Annotated in this window: 13 protein-coding genes; 6 read left to right on the plus strand and 7 right to left on the minus strand. The window is 70.5% G+C overall.

What is annotated here, in order from left to right; all coding sequences use genetic code 11:
* Window positions 1–6 precede the first annotated feature (6 nt).
* The 3 genes from VNE60_13255 to VNE60_13265 all read right to left on the minus strand — a co-directional run bounded on the left by VNE60_13255 (window position 7) and on the right by VNE60_13265 (window position 5701).
* Window positions 7–735, minus strand: a complete 729-nt coding sequence (locus VNE60_13255) for a peptidylprolyl isomerase (GenBank protein ID HVB32487.1) — start codon at window positions 733–735, stop codon at window positions 7–9.
* On the minus strand, window positions 735–4184 hold the full coding sequence (locus VNE60_13260; protein ID HVB32488.1) for an amidohydrolase family protein: 3450 nt from the start codon (window positions 4182–4184) through the stop codon (window positions 735–737). Before VNE60_13260 ends, VNE60_13255 begins: the two co-directional genes overlap by 1 nt.
* Window positions 4185–4249: 65 nt before the next feature.
* Window positions 4250–5701 (minus strand): RNB domain-containing ribonuclease, encoded by a 1452-nt coding sequence (locus VNE60_13265; GenBank protein ID HVB32489.1) that lies wholly within the window; start codon window positions 5699–5701, stop codon window positions 4250–4252.
* 102 nt (window positions 5702–5803) lie between these two features.
* Here VNE60_13265 and VNE60_13270 point away from each other — a divergent pair, with 102 nt between their 5' ends.
* Window positions 5804–5989, plus strand: coding sequence for a hypothetical protein (locus VNE60_13270; GenBank protein HVB32490.1), 186 nt, complete (start codon window positions 5804–5806; stop codon window positions 5987–5989).
* Between the two features lie 21 nt (window positions 5990–6010).
* Here the strand turns inward: VNE60_13270 and nadC are convergent, their stop codons facing one another.
* Genes nadC through VNE60_13285 form a run of 3 tightly spaced genes read right to left on the minus strand, consistent with a single transcriptional unit; the run spans window position 6011 to window position 9530 of the window.
* Window positions 6011–6937: a carboxylating nicotinate-nucleotide diphosphorylase gene (gene nadC, locus VNE60_13275; GenBank protein HVB32491.1), complete on the minus strand. Its 927-nt coding sequence runs from the start codon at window positions 6935–6937 to the stop codon at window positions 6011–6013.
* Between the two features lie 4 nt (window positions 6938–6941).
* A complete protein-coding gene (gene nadA, locus VNE60_13280) occupies window positions 6942–7958 on the minus strand; it encodes a quinolinate synthase NadA (GenBank protein ID HVB32492.1) in 1017 nt (338 codons plus the stop codon).
* A 60-nt stretch (window positions 7959–8018) separates the two neighbouring features.
* Window positions 8019–9530: an L-aspartate oxidase gene (locus VNE60_13285; protein HVB32493.1), complete on the minus strand. Its 1512-nt coding sequence runs from the start codon at window positions 9528–9530 to the stop codon at window positions 8019–8021.
* A gap of 65 nt (window positions 9531–9595) precedes the next feature.
* Between VNE60_13285 and VNE60_13290 the strand changes: the two genes are divergently transcribed.
* The 5 genes from VNE60_13290 to VNE60_13310 all read left to right on the plus strand — a co-directional run bounded on the left by VNE60_13290 (window position 9596) and on the right by VNE60_13310 (window position 15613).
* The gene (locus VNE60_13290; protein HVB32494.1) at window positions 9596–10636 is read left to right on the plus strand and encodes a BMP family ABC transporter substrate-binding protein; all 1041 of its coding nucleotides are present in this window, start codon (window positions 9596–9598) and stop codon (window positions 10634–10636) included.
* Window positions 10633–12213 (plus strand): ABC transporter ATP-binding protein, encoded by a 1581-nt coding sequence (locus VNE60_13295; protein ID HVB32495.1) that lies wholly within the window; start codon window positions 10633–10635, stop codon window positions 12211–12213. The genes VNE60_13290 and VNE60_13295 overlap by 4 nt, the downstream gene beginning before the upstream one ends.
* Complete coding sequence (locus VNE60_13300; protein HVB32496.1) at window positions 12210–13322, plus strand: ABC transporter permease; 1113 nt, start codon at window positions 12210–12212, stop codon at window positions 13320–13322. The genes VNE60_13295 and VNE60_13300 overlap by 4 nt, the downstream gene beginning before the upstream one ends.
* The gene (locus tag VNE60_13305; protein ID HVB32497.1) at window positions 13319–14200 is read left to right on the plus strand and encodes an ABC transporter permease; all 882 of its coding nucleotides are present in this window, start codon (window positions 13319–13321) and stop codon (window positions 14198–14200) included. The genes VNE60_13300 and VNE60_13305 overlap by 4 nt, the downstream gene beginning before the upstream one ends.
* Window positions 14201–14293: 93 nt before the next feature.
* Window positions 14294–15613: an MFS transporter gene (locus VNE60_13310; protein ID HVB32498.1), complete on the plus strand. Its 1320-nt coding sequence runs from the start codon at window positions 14294–14296 to the stop codon at window positions 15611–15613.
* Window positions 15614–15622: 9 nt separating this feature from the next.
* On the opposite strand, the gene VNE60_13315 is transcribed toward VNE60_13310, so the two are convergent.
* On the minus strand, window positions 15623–16228 hold the full coding sequence (locus VNE60_13315) for an ANTAR domain-containing protein (GenBank protein ID HVB32499.1): 606 nt from the start codon (window positions 16226–16228) through the stop codon (window positions 15623–15625).
* Window positions 16229–16244 lie beyond the last annotated feature (16 nt).

Below are 16244 nucleotides of genomic sequence, written 5' to 3' on the forward strand. Positions count from 1 at the left end.
CGGCCGTTATCGGTCGCGATCCGGGCGGCGCACGGGACCCATCCCCCGCCGCAGCGACATGCTGGCGCTGAGCGTGTCGCCCCAGGTCTCGGTGACCCGGGCGGTGAGGATCCGGTCGAGCAGCGGGAAGTGGCGCGCGACGTACGCGTTGCCCGCCGTCTGGAGCGAATCCTGCGACGGACCTTTCCCGCGCGGCGGGCCCTCGCCGTAGCCGCTGTACAGCGAGTCCACGACGCCCATGCCCTGGACGACCTGCGCAAAGGGCGGGAAGCCGAACCCGCTGAGCGTATCGAGCCGCGCGTTGTCGCGCTCGTTGATGTAGAGCTGCACGCCGCGCGAGTGCGGGCCGCTGCGCGCGAACGCGATCGTGCCGCGCTGATTGCTGCGCAGCACGGGATCGTCGGGCAGGTTCCGGCCGCGCCAGGCCTGGTTCACCAGCGGGTTGCCGGAGATCCCGAACTGGGCCACGAACCCCTTGACGACCCGGAAGAAGTACGTGTCGTCGTAATAGCCGTTGGACACGAGGAAGTAGAACCGGTCGGCGCCGTACGGCGACCAGTCGCGGTGCGCCATGACGAGGAACGGCCCCCGCGTGGTCCGGAACTCGACGCGGAAGCTGTCGGGCGCGGGGATCTGCAACTCCTCGGGCGTGGGCGCGAGCAGCGGCGAGCGGTGCGAACACCCCAGCACCGCCACGCTCGCCGCGAAGACCATCAATGCTGCCGTGGGTCGCATCAGTTTCCGGTCAAGCCAGCCTCCACGTGCGGCACCTTGTCCTGCCAGAGGTAGTGCGGGAGCTTGCGCACCCGCGGGTATACCTCGTCGAGCGTGTTGCCGTCGTAGAGCCTGCCGTTTTTCATCACGTACTCGATGGTGTTGGTGTTCCGGATGTTGTCCAGCGGATTCCCGTCGAGCACGACCAGGTCCGCCATCTTACCCGGCTCGAGGCTTCCGAGGTCCTTCTCCATCCCGATGCCCTCGGCTCCCAGAATGGTAGCGCAGCGGAGGACGTCGTAGGGCTGCATTCCGCCCATGGCGATCATCCACATCTCCCACTGGTAGCCCAGCCCCTGGAACTGGCCGTGGCTGCCCACGCCCACGCGGCCGCCCGCCTCCACCACGCCCTTGGAGAACGCGGCGTGCAGCGGGAACGCATACTCCTCGGGCCGGAACCAGCCGCCGGGCCCCGGGCTGTCGCCGGCGCCGCTGCCACGCCGGCGCGTCTTCTCGTCGATGTCGTTTTCCGGGTGGAAGTGGCGCACCTTGGGGTCGTCGTGCACGTTCGTGTTGGTGAACCAGTAGTTCTCGCCGAACGGCGCCCCGTAGGAGACGATCAGCGTCGGGGTGTTCGTGGTGCCGCTCTTGGCCCAGAAGTTGACCACGTCGTCGTACAGCGGCGCGATCGGGAGCGCATGCTCCACCCCCGGATAGCCGTCCATGGCGTGCGTCATCTCGAGCTTGAAGTCGAGGCCGCCCTCGGTGGTGGGCATCAGGCCAAGCTCCTTGGCCGCCATGATGATGTACTCCCGCGTGAGACGGTTGCCCGACATGTACATCTTGAGCGTGTGCGTGTCGTAGTACTCCGCGTACCGCTTGAGCACGTCGCGGGCATCCTGCATGGTCTTGATGTGCTCGGAGCTGAACACGCCCGGTCCCGTGGAGTAGATGCGCGGGCCCACCATCGCTCCCGTCTCCACCTGATCCTCATACGTGAGGACGTCGGTGGTCGAGGTCTGCGGATCGCGCGTCGTCGTGACGCCGTAGGCGAGCATCGCCAGGTACTGCCACACCTGCCCCACGTGCACGTCGGGCACCAGCCACTGCGTGTGATAGTGGGTGTCCACGAACCCGGGCACGATCGTCTTGCCGCTCACGTCGATGACCTTGGCGCCCGTCGGGATGGCCACGCTGCCGCGCTTGCCCACGGCCACGATGCGGTCGTTGCGGATCACGATGTCCGCGTTCTCGATGATCTCGTGGCCCTTCATCGTGAGGGCGCGGGCGCCGCGGAGCACCGCCGTGCTCTGCGGGATGTCGCGGGCCGCCGTGACGATGACCCGATGTTCCGCCGGCTTGTAGGCCGACGCCGCATGCGCGGAGTCGCGCGCCGCGGAATCGGCGCCCGCGCCGCCCTGAGCACCGTTGCCGCCCCGCGCTTCGCGCGCCGCCTTCAGGCTGTCGTCCACCTGCTGGGCGCGGGCGAGATCGTAGGCCGCGATCACGTTCCCGATGCCCCAGTACACCGTGTTCCCGTCGGGACTCCAGGCGGGGAACTCGCCGCCGATCTCGGTGAGCTTGCGCACCGGGAAGGCCGCGGCGGCCGGATCCGCCACCACGGTCGGCGCCGGGCCGACGCCGTGCGGAACCGTGACCGCGTAGATGGTCATGCCGAACTGCGCCACGGCGCGATCACCGTTGGGGCTGAGCAGCACGCGCTGGGCGCCGCCGCGGCCCGCGTTGTTCTCGAGATCCCCGACGACGGTGGGATCGGGCAGGTCGGTGCCGGCCATCTGCGCCGGCTCGGCGGCGGCCCCGGCGGTCGGCGGCTGGGTGACCCGCAGGATGTTCTTGATGTCGGTGCCGTCCCAGCGCACCGAGATCAGTCCGTCGGCCGGGCTGTAGATGAAGATCCGGCTCGTGTCGAGCGTGCTGAATTGCGGCATGGCGTGATTGCCGGCGGGCATCACCACCGTGGCGTTCCCACCGGTGGCCGGCACCCAGACGAGCTGGCGGTTCAGGCCGCCGTCGAAGGTGCCCGCGTTCTCCTGCAGATCGCGCGCCGAGGCGCGGATGGCCACCAGGCGGCGGCCGTCGGGCGACCAGGCGAGATCGCGGTAGTACGCCGCCTCGGTGGTCAGGCGCTCGGGCGCGCCGCCGTTGGCGTCCACGCGATAGATCTCGCCCCCCGTCGCGTCGTCCCACGTGACGAAGGCGATCGACCGCCCGTCGGGCGACCAGGCGGGCTGGAACTGGCCGGTGTCCATCTGGGCGAGCCGCCGCGGCACGCCGCCGATCGAGTCGATGACGTACACGCGATCGAGGGCCGTGAACGCGATGCGGCGTCCGTCGGGCGCCACCGCGAGGTCGCGCACCTGATGCGCATGGAACGTGGCGGCATCGTCCACGCGGTAGACGAACCGCACCTCGGGGCCCATCGCCACCGCCACGTGGGCGGTGAACGGAATCTGCGTGGCCCTGGTGCCGTCCACCGGCACGCGCCAGATCTCGCCGCCGTACGACGCGATGATCGCGCGGTTGTCGGGGGTGAATGCGTACCCGGGAAGCACGTCGAGCGGCGCCCGAGATTCCTGGTCGTCGCGCTGCACGGGATACGCCAGCCAGCGCTCCATCCCGGTCTCGAGGTTGCGGATGCGGAGCCCCGTCTTGGCCTCGTACCGCGTGCCGTACACCAGCCACTTGCCGTCGTGCGAGATCTCGGGGCGGAACGCCGAGCCGTCGCGCGACGTGGTGACCGTGGAGCGTCCGGTCTCGCGGTCGTACACGGCCAGTTCGTACTGCGGGAAGATGGCGTTGTACGTCCAGTCGCCCGTGCGCTGGGCGTACCAGATGTAGCGGCCGTTGGGCTCCATCGCGGCGCCGAGCGTCTTGAGCTGCGCCGGTTCGGTGATCAGCGCCGTGCCGTTGCCGCCGCGCACGTCGTAGATCCAGAGTTTGGCCACGCCGCCCGTGGTGCCGCCCCTGGACGCGACGATGTACCTGCCGTCGGGCGTATAGCGCGGCGACACGTACTGATTGTCGTTGCCGTGCGTGACGGCCACGGTGTCGGTGCCGTCGGGGCGCATCGTCCACAGGTTGTCGCCGCCCGACCGGTCGGACACGAACACGATGCGCGACCCGTCGGGACTGAATCGGGGCTGCGCATCGTAGGCCAGGCCGTGGGTGATGGCGGTGGCCGTGCCGCCGGCGACGGGCACGGTGTAGATGTCGCCCAGCATGTCGAAGACGATCGTCCGGCCGTCGGGACTGACGTCGAGCGACATCCACGATCCCTTGGTGGTGGTGAAATCGGCGGAGCGGGCCGGCGTCAGCGGGAGCCGGTTCTGCCCGCGGGCCGAGTCACCGGCGCGTCCGCCGCGCTGCGCCGAGAGCGGCGGCACGACGAGGGTGAGGGCAAGAGCGAGGGCGAGCCAGCGCACGAATGCGCGACGGGGGGCGCGGGGCATGGGCGATCCTGGGGGTTCGGTGGAGCGTAGACGATGCCCCGCCGGGGCGTCGTTGGCAAGCCGGGTCAGCGCACCGCGTCGAAGTCGATGAACCCGCGCTGCGGATCGGCGTGCACCAGGCGCAGCTTGACCTTGTCGCCCACATCCAGCCCGTGCTCCCCGTGCACCACCATGCCCTCGGCGGGCGGGTGGAAGAGCCGCGCGAACGTGCCGTGGTCGGAGACGCCGGTCACGATGCCGTCGAACACCTCGCCGATGCGGTGGGCGAGCAGCAGCGCGGCCGCCACCTTGCGCATCGTGCGCTCCACTTTGGTGGCCGCGTCCTCGCGTTCGGTGCAGTGGGCCGCGATCGCCGACAGTTCGTCGTTGGTGTACGGCGCGGCCGTACCGTCCAGCGCCGCCTTCACCGTGCGCTGGGTGACGAGATCGGCGTAGCGGCGATTGGGCGCCGTGGCGTGCGAGTAGTCGTGCACGGCGAGCCCGAAGTGGATGCCCGGATCCTTGCCCGGCAGGTCGAGCGCGTACTCGCCCGGCCCCATCAGCTTGACGATCGTCAGCGACAGGTCGGGAAACCGCACCGGGTCGGCGGCGCGACGCGCGATCATGAATCGAGATAGGGCCAACGAGTCGGGCGTCGCGGGCAGCGTCGTGCCGTACTGCTTGGCCAGATCGACGATCTTGCTCCATCGCTCGGGTTCGCGCACCACGCGGCGGATGCCCGACCGCCCCTTGGACTCCAGGAACACGGCGATCGCGATGTTCGACGCGATCATGAAATCCTCGATCAGGTCGCGCGCTTTGCTCTTGCGCGTGAGCGCGAGATCCACCACCTGCCCGTCCCTGGCCACCGGCGTAGCCTCGAGCGTCTCGAACTCGAGGGCGCCGTGGCGTTCGCGCTGGGCCTTGAGCCGCTGCGCGGCCTCGGACTGCAGCCGGAGCTGTGCCTGCAGCGCGGCGTTGCCCGCCACCAGCCCCGGCGGCGTCGCACCGTCGAGCCAGGCCCCCACGTCGTCGTACGCGAGCTTGGCCTGGTTGCGGATCACCGCGCGGTAGACGTCGTGCGTCTGCACCTCGCCCTGCGCATCCACCACCGTCTCGATGACCACCGACAGCCGGTCGGCATCCTGGTTGAGCGAGGTGAGGCCGGTGGAGAGCTGGTCGGGAAGCATCGGGAACACGTCCACGCCGGTGTACACCGACGTCGCGTTCGCCTGCGCATGGAGATCGAGCGGCGTTCCCCTGGCCACCAGCGCATCCACGTCGGCGATGGCCACGAGCAGCCGGATCGATCCATCAGGCAGCTGCTCGGCGGCCTCCGCCTGGTCGAGGTCGAGCGAGGTGGCGTTGTCGATGGATGACCAGAGCAGGCGGCGCAGGTCACGCACGCCGTTCGGGATGGACGCCGGCTGTGTCAGGGCGCCGAGTTGCGTCCTGGTGTCGGCCGGGAAGTCGGTCTGGAAGCCGTACTTGGCGGCGATCCGGCGCGCGATCGCGTCGAGGTCCACGTTGCCCGGCACGCCGTGCCGCGGCGGGAGGTTCTGGTCGTGCTGCCCGTGATCGGAAATGGGAGTGCTCCGCTGAGGTCGTGGGACCGGTTGTGCGAATCTGCACCCACGGACATGATTCCGACAATGTCCGGCCCCGACGTTCCCAGGACCCATGCCCCATCCGGCGCGCCGCCTCCGGCCGAACCGCCGGCGGCGGAGACGTGCGATCACTGCGGCAGCACCGATCTCGCGTGGGTGAAGTGCAAGCTCATCTGCGGCAACTGCCGGCAGATCAACAAGAGCTGCGCCGACCTCTGAGCGCCGGCGGGCGGAGCCGGCCTACTCGACGTCGAGCGAGAGATCGAGCGCCGGCACGGAGTGGGTGAGCGCTCCCACCGAGATCCAGTCCACTCCCGTCTCGGCGATCTCGCGCACCGTGTCGAGCGTCACGCCGCCGCTGGCCTCGAGGAGCACGCGCCCCGCCACGAGGGCCACGCACGCCCGGAGTTCGTCGAGGGGCATGTTGTCGAGCATCACGACGTCGGCGCCGGCGCGCACCGCCGCCTCCACCTGATCGCGGCGCTCGCACTCCACTTCCACGCGGGTGCCGGGCGCGGCGATCTCGCGGCAGCGGCGCACGGCCAGCCCGACGTCGCCGTCCACTGCCGCCAGGTGGTTGTCCTTGATCAGCACCGCGCTGGCGAGATCGAGCCGATGGTTGGTGCCGCCGCCGGCACGCACGGCGTACTTCTCGAGTAGGCGCCAGCCGGGCGTGGTCTTGCGCGTGTCGAGAATGCGCGCCCGGGTGCCGTGCACCGCGTCCACGTAGCGCGCCGTGAGCGTGGCCACGCCCGATAGCCGTTGCAGGAAGTTCAGCGCCACCCGTTCGGCGGCGAGCATGGAGCGCGCGTGTCCCGTGATGTACAGCACCGTGTCGCCGGACGACACGCGGGTGCCGTCGTCGGCGTCGATGCGGATGGATACCTTGGGGTCGAGCAGCCGGAACGCCTCCACGGCCAGCGGCACGCCGGCGATCACGCCGGCCTGCCTGGCCACCAGCGACGCGCGGGCACGGCGTTCGGTGACCACGGTGGCGATCGTCGTGATGTCGTTGAACGCGCCGTCCTCCTCGAGCGCGGCGCGCACCAGGCCGTCCAGCGCCGCGCCGTCCAGCGGGAACGTCAGGTGCCCCATGTCGCGAACCGCCGGCGCCGACAGCGGCGTGATCGTGCGCGGCGTACCGGGTGGTCTGGGCGCTGGCGGCATCTGGCTACTCCCCGGGATCGCCCACCGGGGCAAGGGCGCTCGTGCCGCCGATCGAGACCATGCGCTCGATGGCGCGGCGCGCGCGGCGCGCGATGTCGGGTGGGACCGTGATGTGGTGCTCGTTGCGCTGCAGCGCGCGCAGCACCTTGGGCAGCGTGGTCACCTTCATGTACGCGCACGAGGCCCGCTCGTTGGCGGCGAAGAACGTCTTGCCGGGATATTCGCGGCGCAACCGGTGGAGGATGCCCACTTCGGTGGCGACGATGAATTCGTCGGCGCTCGAGTGCGCGGGACGGCGGATCATCCCCTCGGTGGAGAGAATCTCCACGCCGTCGGCGTCCACGTCGCCCGCCGATAGCGCTTCGAGCACCGACGTCGAACAGCCGCACTCCGGATGGATCAGGAACTCGGCGTGCGGGTGCGCGGCCCGCTGGAGCGCCAGGTGCTCGGGGTCGATGGCCGCGTGCACGTGGCATTCGCCCATCCACACGTGGATGTTGTCGCGGCCCGTCATGCGCCGCACGTGGGCGCCCAGGAACATGTCGGGCAGAAACAGGATCTCGCGGTCGGCGGGGATCGCATTCACCACGTCCACCGCGTTCCCCGACGTGCAGCAGTAGTCGCTCTCCGCCTTCACGGCGGCAGTAGTATTTACATATGCCACCACGACCGCTTCCGGATGCTCGTCCTTCCAGGCGCGTAGTTCCCCGGCGTCGATCGTGGCGGCCAGGGAGCACCCCGCGGCCAGGTCGGGCAGGAGCACCGTCTTGGCCGGCGAGAGGATGGCCGCCGTCTCGGCCATGAAGTGCACGCCGCAGAAGATGATCACGTCGGCGTCGGTCCGGGCCGCTTCGCGCGACAGCCCCAGCGAGTCGCCCACGTAGTGGGCCACGTCCTGCACTTCGGGGCGTTCGTAGTTGTGGGCGAGGATCACCGCGTGGCGCGTGGCGGCGAGGGCGCGGATCTCGTCGTGCAGCGCGGCGGAACCGGCGTCGCGGGTGGGTGGGGTGTTCGTGGCCATACGCCTCGGATATTAGTCGCGCCGGCCGACGAGCGGCGGGCGTCGCACTCAAACGAACGTTTAGACTTCGATGTGCCGTCCCCGCCACGCGCCGCGGGTGCGCGGGAAGTCGCTCCGGTAGTGCCCACCGCGCGACTCGCGTCGCTGCAGCGCCGCATCGACGATGAGGCGCGCCGTCTGGACGAGGTTCTCCTCCTCCGTGGCCCCGTCCGGCAACCGCGACTCGAGGTCGCGCAGCGCCACCTGCGCGCTCCGGAGCCCCGCGGCCGTGCGCACGATGCCGGCGTACTGCCACATGATCATCCGCACGAGATCGGCCGACACCTGCGCGGCGCCCCGATCATGCAGCACGGGCACCGTCCACGACGTGTGGCGCGGCAGGTGCGCGAGTTTGGGGATCGTCTCCAGCCGCCGCGCCACCCGCTCGGCGAACACCAGCCCTTCGAGCAGGGAGTTGGACGCCAGCCGGTTGGCGCCGTGCACGCCGGTGCGCGACACCTCGCCGCACGCGAACAACCGCCGCAGACTCGACTGTCCGTACAGATCGGTGACGATGCCGCCCATCATGTAGTGCGCCGCCGGCGTCACCGGGATGCGGTCCTTGCGCGGGTCGATGCCGCGGGCGAGACAGATGGCGAGGATCCCCGGGAATCGCTGGCCGAACGATCGCCCGAGCTTCCGCGCATCCAGCAGCACCCGACGGCCGGCGCGCTGCTCGCGGAAGATCGCGCGGGCCACGACGTCGCGCGGCGCGAGTTCGGCCAGCGGGTGCTTGGTCTTCATGAATCGCACGCCGCGGTCGTTGACGAGGGTGGCCCCCTCGCCGCGCACCGCCTCGGAGATGAGTTGCAGCGGATTCTCCGGCGTATCGAGCGCCGTCGGATGGAACTGCACGAACTCCATGTCGGCCAGTCTGGCGCCGGCGCGATGGGCGATGGCGAAGCCGTCGCCGGTGGCGACCACGGGATTCGTGGTGTAGCGATACACCTGCCCGCAGCCGCCGGCGGCGAGCACGGTGGCATCGGCCACGATCTCCGTGGCGTGCCCGCGCACGCTCGCCCGGAGCCCGAGCACGGCGCCGCGGGACACGATGCAATCGAGCACCCGCGCATGCTCGATCACGCGCACCCGCTTGGTCTCGCGCACCCGTTGGATGAGGGTGCGCGCCACCTCGGCGCCGGTCTGGTCGCCGTGCGCATGCACGATGCGGTACGCGGAGTGCGCGGCCTCGCGCCCCAGCACGAGCCGCCCTTCGGGCCCGATGTCGAATTCGGCGCCGGCGGTCTGCAATTCGCGCACCCGCTCCGGGCCTTCCTCGACCAGCACCTGGACGGCCGCCGCGTCGCAGAGGGCGGCGCCGGCGGCCAGCGTATCGCGCCGGTGGAGGCTCGGCGAATCCCCGGCCCCGAGCGCGGCCGCGATGCCGCCCTGCGCATACGCCGTGGCGCTGTCGAACAGCGAGCGCTTGGTGAGCAGCACCACGTCGCCGTGCCGCGACGCGCGCCAGGCGGTGAGCAGGCCGGCGACGCCGCTACCCACGACCACGAACCGCGTCCGGATGCGCTCCTCCATGGCATGGAATCAATCCCCGGGGCCAGCCTTGCGGTACCCCGCGTGCGCGCACGATTGTTCAGCCCATGCGCAAGCTGCTCATCCTCGTGGGCGTGCTCCTCGCCGCTCACGTGGCGTTGCTGTTCGTGCACCCCGCCGGCGCCGCCTCGCCCACGATCGACCCCCATGCCGTGAACATCGGCATCGTGTTCGACGTCGGCGGTCGCGGCGACAAATCGTTCAACGACGCCGCCTACGTGGGCGCCGAGCGCGCCGAGAAGGAGCTGGGCGTGGACGTGCGGTTCATCGAGCCCGGCGACGGTTCCGATCGCGAAGCCGGATTGCGCATCCTCGCCGCCGAAGGGATGAAGCTCGTGATCGGTATCGGGTTCATCTTCACCGACGATCTCACGCAGCTCGCCAGGGAATACCCCAACACCGACTTCGCCGGCGTGGACTTCTCGGTCGCCACCGACAGTGCGGGCAATCCCATCCAGCCGCCGCCCAATCTGGCGGCGCTCAAGTTTCGCGAAGAGGAAGGATCGTTCCTCGTCGGCGCGCTGGCGGCGATGGTCGGCCATTCGAAGAAGCTCGGGTTCGTGGGCGGCATGAACTCGCCGCTCATCCAGAAATTCCAGGCGGGCTACGCGGCGGGCGTCCACTACGTGTGCCCCGACTGCCAGGTCATCGCGCAGTACGCCGGCGTCACGCCCGACGCCTTCCGCAATCCGGGCAAGGGCAAGGAGCTGGCGCTCTCCCAGTACCAGAGCGGCGTGAACGTCATCTTCCACGCCTCGGGCTCCACGGGGCTGGGCGTGTTCGAGGCCGCGCGGCAGACCGACAAGCTGGCGATCGGCGTGGACGCCGATCAATACTCCGAAGCGCCGGGCCACGTGCTCACGTCCATGGTCAAGGGCGTGGACGCCGCGGTATTCGACGTGATCAAGCGCGTGAAGGACGGCACGTTCAAGGGCGGGATCTACACGTTCGGCCTCGCCCAGAACGGCGTGCGCTACGTCTACGACGAGCACAACAAGGCGCTCATCCCCGATAGCGTCCACACGCGCCTCGAACAGATCAGGGCCGACATCATCGCCGGCAAGATCAAGGTGCCGACCACGCCATGACCCAACCGACCGGCGAACCTCGCCCGGCGGCGGCCGGCCCGTCCAGCCCGCCCGCCGTCTCGCTGCATGGCATCGACAAGTCGTTCGGCCCCGTGCGCGCCAACCGCGCCGCCTCGCTCGAGGTGGCGCGCGGCGAGATCCACGCGCTCGTCGGCGAGAACGGCGCCGGCAAGTCCACGCTGATGCGGGTGCTGAGCGGCATGTACGCGCCCAGCGCCGGCACGGTGGCGGTGAACGGCCGCGACGTGACCGGCTGGAGCACGGCGCAGGCCATCGACGCCGGCGTGGGCATGGTGCACCAGCACTTCATGCTCGTGCCCACGCTCACCGTGGCCGAGAACATCGTCCTCGGGCGCGAGGTCACGTCGGCCGGACAACTCGATCGGGCGGGCGCCGAGCGCGCGGTGTCGGAGTTGAGCGCGCGCACGGGGCTGGCGGTGGCGCCCCATCGCAAGGTCGGTGATCTGTCGGTGGGGGAGGCCCAACGGGTGGAGATCCTGAAGACGCTCTACCGCGGCGCCCGCATCCTGATCCTCGACGAGCCCACGGCGGTGCTCTCGCCCCGCGAAGTGGACGACCTGTGGCGCGTGCTCCGCCAGATGCGCCAGGGCGGCGACACGATCGTGCTCATCACCCACAAGCTCGACGAGGTGATGGAGGTGTCCGACACCGTCACCGTGATGCGCCAGGGCCAGACCGTGGGACGCGTGGCCACCCGCCTCACCTCGCCCGCCGAGCTCGCGCGGCTGATGGTGGGGCGCGACGTCGCGCTCACCGGAGCCGGCGGGGCGCCCGTGCCCGTGCATACGGTGCGCGCCGACGCCCGCGTGGCCCTGGAGGTGCGCGAACTCACGGTGGCCGACGCGCGCAAGGCGCACGCCGTGGACGGCGTGAGCTTCGCGATCGCGCCCGGCGAGATCCTCGGCGTCGCGGGCGTGGAGGGCAATGGGCAGACCGAGCTGGTGGAGGCGATCGCCGGCCTGCGCGCCATCGCGTCGGGCGCCATCCTGCTCGACGGCCACGACATCTCGCGCCGGACGGTGCGCGCGCGCAGCGACGCCGGCCTCTCACACATTCCCGAAGACCGCCAGACGCGCGGCCTGGTGCTCGACTACTCGATCGCCGACAACCTGATCCTGGGGCAGCAGCACCGATTCGCGCGGCACGGCGCGCTCGACGCCGCGCGCATCGCCGACAACGCGCGGCGGCAGATCGCGACGTTCGACATCCGGCCGTCCGACGCCACGGCGCCGGCCCGGGCGCTGTCGGGCGGCAACCAGCAGAAGATCGTGATCGCGCGCGAGATGGGGCGCGACTTCAGCGTGCTGCTCGCCGCCCAACCCACCCGCGGGGTGGACGTCGGCGCCATCGAGTTCATCCACGCGCAGCTCCGCGAGGCGAGCGCCGCCGGCAAGGCGGTGCTGCTCGTCTCGGCCGACCTGGCCGAAATCCTGGCGCTCTCCGACCGGATCGCGGTGATGTACGGCGGCCGCTTCGCCGCCGTGCTGCCGCGAGCCGACGCCACCAAGGACGTGCTGGGGGCCTACATGACCGGCGCCTCGGGGCGGGCCGCATGAGCGCCTCCCCCACGCCCGCTCCGGCGGCCGCGCCCCTCGGGGCGCGCCGCGCCCGGCTGCGCGCGCAGCTCGAAGAGGCCGTGCTGCCGCCGATCGTCGCGCTGCTCATCGCGGCGCTGGTGGGCGACATCCTGATCCTCACCTACGGCCAGTCGCCGGGCGCCGTGTACCGATTGCTGTTCGAGGGCACCTGGGGCAACGCCTACGGACTCGGCCAGGTGCTGTACAAGGCCACCACGCTCACGTTCACCGGACTCTCGGTGGCGATCGGGCTTCGCGCCGGCCTGTTCAACATCGGCGCCGAGAGCCAGCTCGCGGCCGGCGGATTCGTGGCCGCGGTCGTGGGCACGCTGCTGCCGCCGGGCATTCCGGCCCTCGTCGTGCTGCCGTTGTTCCTGCTCGCCGCGGCGGTGGGCGGCGGGGTGGTGGGCGGCGCGGCGGGCGTGCTCAAATCCCGGTGGGGCGCGCACGAGGTGATCACCACGATCATGCTCAACTTCATCGTGCTGGCGCTGCTCAACTACCTGACGGTGGCGCACTTCAAGGTATTCGACACGCTGCACACGGCCGAGATCCGCAGCGGCGCGCTGCCGCGGCTGTCGGCGGTGATCCCGGCGTTCCACGGTTCGGCGGCCAACGTGGTGATCCTCCTGGCGCTGATCGCGGTCGCGATCGCGTGGTGGTATCTCTTCCGCTCGCGCGCCGGCTACGAACTGCGCGCCGCGGGGCTCCAGCCGCAGGCGGCGGAGTACGGGGGCGTGCACGTGCCGGGCGTCTGGTGGCGGGCCATGCTCATCTCGGGCGCTGTGGCCGGCATCGGCGGGCTCAACTTCGTGCTCGGCTACAAGCATTACTACGAGGACGGGTTCAGCACCGGCGCCGGATTCCTCGGCATCGCCGTGGCGCTCGTGGGACGGAACAATCCGGTGGGCGTGGTGCTGGCGGCGCTGCTGTTCGGCACGCTGTCGCAGGGCGGACTGGCCGTGAACGCCCTCGTGCCCAAGCAGATGGTCGAGGTGCTGCAGGCCGTGGTGATCATCGCCGTGGCCACGTCGGTGCCCGAGGTACGGCGCCTGCTGCGCGGCGCGCGGAGGAGCCCCGACGCATGATGTTCCTCGCCTTTCTCGCGCAGACCATCCGCATCTCCATTCCGTATCTTTTCGCGTCGGCGGGCGGCGTGCTGTCGGAGCGCTCCGGGCTCATCGCGCTCGGCCTCGAGGGCTACATGCTCACCGGCGCCTTCTGCGCGGCGATCGGGAGCTACTTCGGCCACAATCCGTGGTTCGGCGTGCTGGCCGGCATGGCGGGCGGCGCCTCGTTCGCGCTGCTCTACGCGCTCTGTTCCATTCGCTACAAGGCCGACCAGGTGGTGGTGGGCGTGGCCATCAACCTGCTGGCCATCGGCGCCACGCGGTTCTTCCTCAAACTGCTGTTCCACAGCTCGGCCAACTCGCCGCGCGTGCCCGGGTTCTCGGTGGCCGAGACGGGCTCGGGGATCCGCGCGCTGGCGCACAATCCCCTGATCTGGCTCGGCGCCCTGAGCATCCCCGCCGTGGCCTGGGTGCTGTACCGCACGCCGTTCGGCTTGCGGGTGCGCGCCGTGGGCGAGCACCCTGGGGCGGCGCTCTCGGTGGGAGTGCCGGTGGCGCGGGTGCAGTGGCTGGCCGTGGCCATTTCTGGCGCGATCGCCGGACTCGGCGGCGCCTACCTGACCCTCGACCAGCACCAGTTCAGCGACCAGATGACCGCGGGGCGCGGGTTCATCGCCCTGGCCGCGATCATCTTCGGCCGCTGGGATCCGCCGCGGATCGCCCTCGCCTGCCTGTTGTTCGCGGCTGCGGAGACCTTCCAGATCCGCCTGCAGGGCGTGGCATTCGTGCCGGCGCAGTTCGTGGAGATGATTCCCTACGTGCTCACCATCGTCGCTCTCGCGGGCGTGGTGGGCCGCGCCGTTCCGCCGGCCGCCCTCGGCAAGACGAACGAGTAGGCGGCGCTCGACTTGGTGAGATCCTGACATCGGGGGCGTTTGTCATGGCGGCCGGACGCTGCTTGATTACGTCACCCTAATCCACGACGTCTGATGCTCGCCTCCGCCGCCACCGCCACGCCCCCCACTCCACCACGAGACCGCCCCATCGGCCGTCTCGCGGTGCTCATGGTGACGGCGTTCATCGACATGGTGGGGCTGTTGATGATCGTTCCGCTGCTCCCGTTCTACGCCAAGTCGCTCGGCGCGAGCGGCCTCATGGTGGGATTGCTCGTGTCGTCGTACGCGGTGGCGCAGTTGATCAGCGCGCCGTACTGGGGGCGCCTCTCCGATCGCCACGGCCGGCGGCCCGCGCTGCTGGTGGGACTCACGGCATCGGCCATCGCGTACGTGATCTTCGGCTACGCGACATCGCTGTGGCTGCTCTTCCTGTCGCGCATCGTGCAGGGGGCGGGCGGCGGCACGGTGAGCGTCGTCCAGGCTTACGTGGCCGACGCCACCAAACCCGAGGACCGCGCCAGGAGCCTGGGCCTGCTCTCGGCCGCCACCAATGCCGGCGTCGCCATCGGACCGGTGCTCGGCTCGCTCAGCCTCGGCGTCGGGGGTCACGCGCCGGGACTCGCCGCGGCCGCGCTGTGCCTGGCCAACATCCTGTTCGCCTCGCGCTATCTGCACGAATCGCGGGACATGGTCGAAGCCCGCGCGCGCCCCCACGCCAAGGGGCGCTCGCGCGAGGCCATGCTGCGTGTGATCACGCATTCGGGCGAGCCGGCGTCGCGCCTGATCTGGATCTACGCGCTGGGCATGGGCGCGTTCCAGGGCGTCACGGCCATCCTCGCGCTCTTCCTCGCCGCGCGATTCGGCGTGACCGCGAGGACGATCGGCTATTTCTTCATGTACATCGGCGTCATCTCGGTGGTCACCCGCGCCTTCGTGCTGGGTCGCGCCGTGGACCGGTTCGGCGAACCGCGCCTGTCACGCCTGGGCGCCGTGCTGCTGGCGCTGGGATTGACGATCATGCCGTTCACGCACCGGCTGGCCAACCCACACGCCGTGGCGTCGCTGTTCGGGGGCCTGCTGCCGCCGGGGCTGGTGGAGCTCATCCCGTACATCCCGCTGGCCATCGCCGTGGCCCTCGTCCCGCTGGGCACCGCGTTCACCTTCCCGTGCGTCACCGCGATGTTGTCGCGTGTGACGCCGGACCACGAGCGCGGATTGTACATGGGCGTGCAGCAGACGTTCGGCGGGATGGCGCGCGTGATCTTCCCCGTGCTCGCCGGCTGGATGTTCGACCGGGTGATCGAACTCCCGTTCCTCGTGTCGGCGGCCCTGGCGGCCGCGACGATCTTTCTGGGATTGGGGATGGAGCAGTACGTCAAGCCGCGTGCGCCCGAGGTGGTGATCCGGAGCTAGGGCTGCTGCCTAGTGTTCGCTCGCGCCGGGTTCGCTGGCCAGGACGGCCTTGGCGATCTCGACCATCGGCACCGACCGATCCTGGCTCGTGCGCTGCAGGATGCGATACGCTTCCTGCTCCGACGATCCCGTCCGCCGCATGAGGATGCCCTTGGCACGCTCGATCATCTTGCGGTTCTCCAGCGCCTGCCGCGCGCTGTCGGCGTCCTTGCGCGCCGAGGCCAGTTCCTTGGCGCGCGTGGCCGCCAGGCGGATCGTGGAATCGAGCACGCGCGGCGGGGCCGGCTTGGGCAGGAACGCGATCGCGGCCGTGGCCGTCACGTCGTGGTCCGAGAGCGTGAGTGCCTGATCGCCGCTGAACAGCACCACCGCTACGCCGGGCGTGGTGTGCGTGATCACTTCCGCGGCTTCGATGCCCGATCCGTCGGGCATGTGGACGTCGAGCAGCACCACGTCGGGCACCAGCTCGAGCGCGCGTTCCTGCGCTTCACGTCCCGTGCCGACCTCGGCGACCACGATGTGGCCGAGCGCCGACAGCAGCTCCACGAGCAGCGATCTCGCGTTGCTGTCGTCTTCCGCGACGAGGATCCGGATCTGCGGCGGGCCGTCGGTCATAGAGACAAAGTTAGGT

The sequence above is a fragment of the Gemmatimonadaceae bacterium genome (assembly GCA_035533755.1).
GTDB lineage: Bacteria > Gemmatimonadota > Gemmatimonadetes > Gemmatimonadales > Gemmatimonadaceae > JAGWRI01.

Excerpts from the sequence above, each read along its gene's own strand:
- VNE60_13255 (HVB32487.1), bottom strand. The coding sequence starts at position 735 with ATGCGACCCACGGCAGCATTGATGGTCTTCGCGGCGAGCGTGGCGGTG.
- VNE60_13260 (HVB32488.1), bottom strand. The coding sequence starts at position 4,184 with ATGCCCCGCGCCCCCCGTCGCGCATTCGTGCGCTGGCTCGCCCTCGCT.
- VNE60_13270 (HVB32490.1), top strand. The coding sequence starts at position 5,804 with ATGATTCCGACAATGTCCGGCCCCGACGTTCCCAGGACCCATGCCCCA.
- nadC (HVB32491.1), bottom strand. The coding sequence starts at position 6,937 with ATGCCGCCAGCGCCCAGACCACCCGGTACGCCGCGCACGATCACGCCG.
- nadA (HVB32492.1), bottom strand. The coding sequence starts at position 7,958 with ATGGCCACGAACACCCCACCCACCCGCGACGCCGGTTCCGCCGCGCTG.
- VNE60_13285 (HVB32493.1), bottom strand. The coding sequence starts at position 9,530 with ATGGAGGAGCGCATCCGGACGCGGTTCGTGGTCGTGGGTAGCGGCGTC.
- VNE60_13290 (HVB32494.1), top strand. The coding sequence starts at position 9,596 with ATGCGCAAGCTGCTCATCCTCGTGGGCGTGCTCCTCGCCGCTCACGTG.
- VNE60_13295 (HVB32495.1), top strand. The coding sequence starts at position 10,633 with ATGACCCAACCGACCGGCGAACCTCGCCCGGCGGCGGCCGGCCCGTCC.
- VNE60_13300 (HVB32496.1), top strand. The coding sequence starts at position 12,210 with ATGAGCGCCTCCCCCACGCCCGCTCCGGCGGCCGCGCCCCTCGGGGCG.
- VNE60_13305 (HVB32497.1), top strand. The coding sequence starts at position 13,319 with ATGATGTTCCTCGCCTTTCTCGCGCAGACCATCCGCATCTCCATTCCG.
- VNE60_13310 (HVB32498.1), top strand. The coding sequence starts at position 14,294 with ATGCTCGCCTCCGCCGCCACCGCCACGCCCCCCACTCCACCACGAGAC.
- VNE60_13315 (HVB32499.1), bottom strand. The coding sequence starts at position 16,228 with ATGACCGACGGCCCGCCGCAGATCCGGATCCTCGTCGCGGAAGACGAC.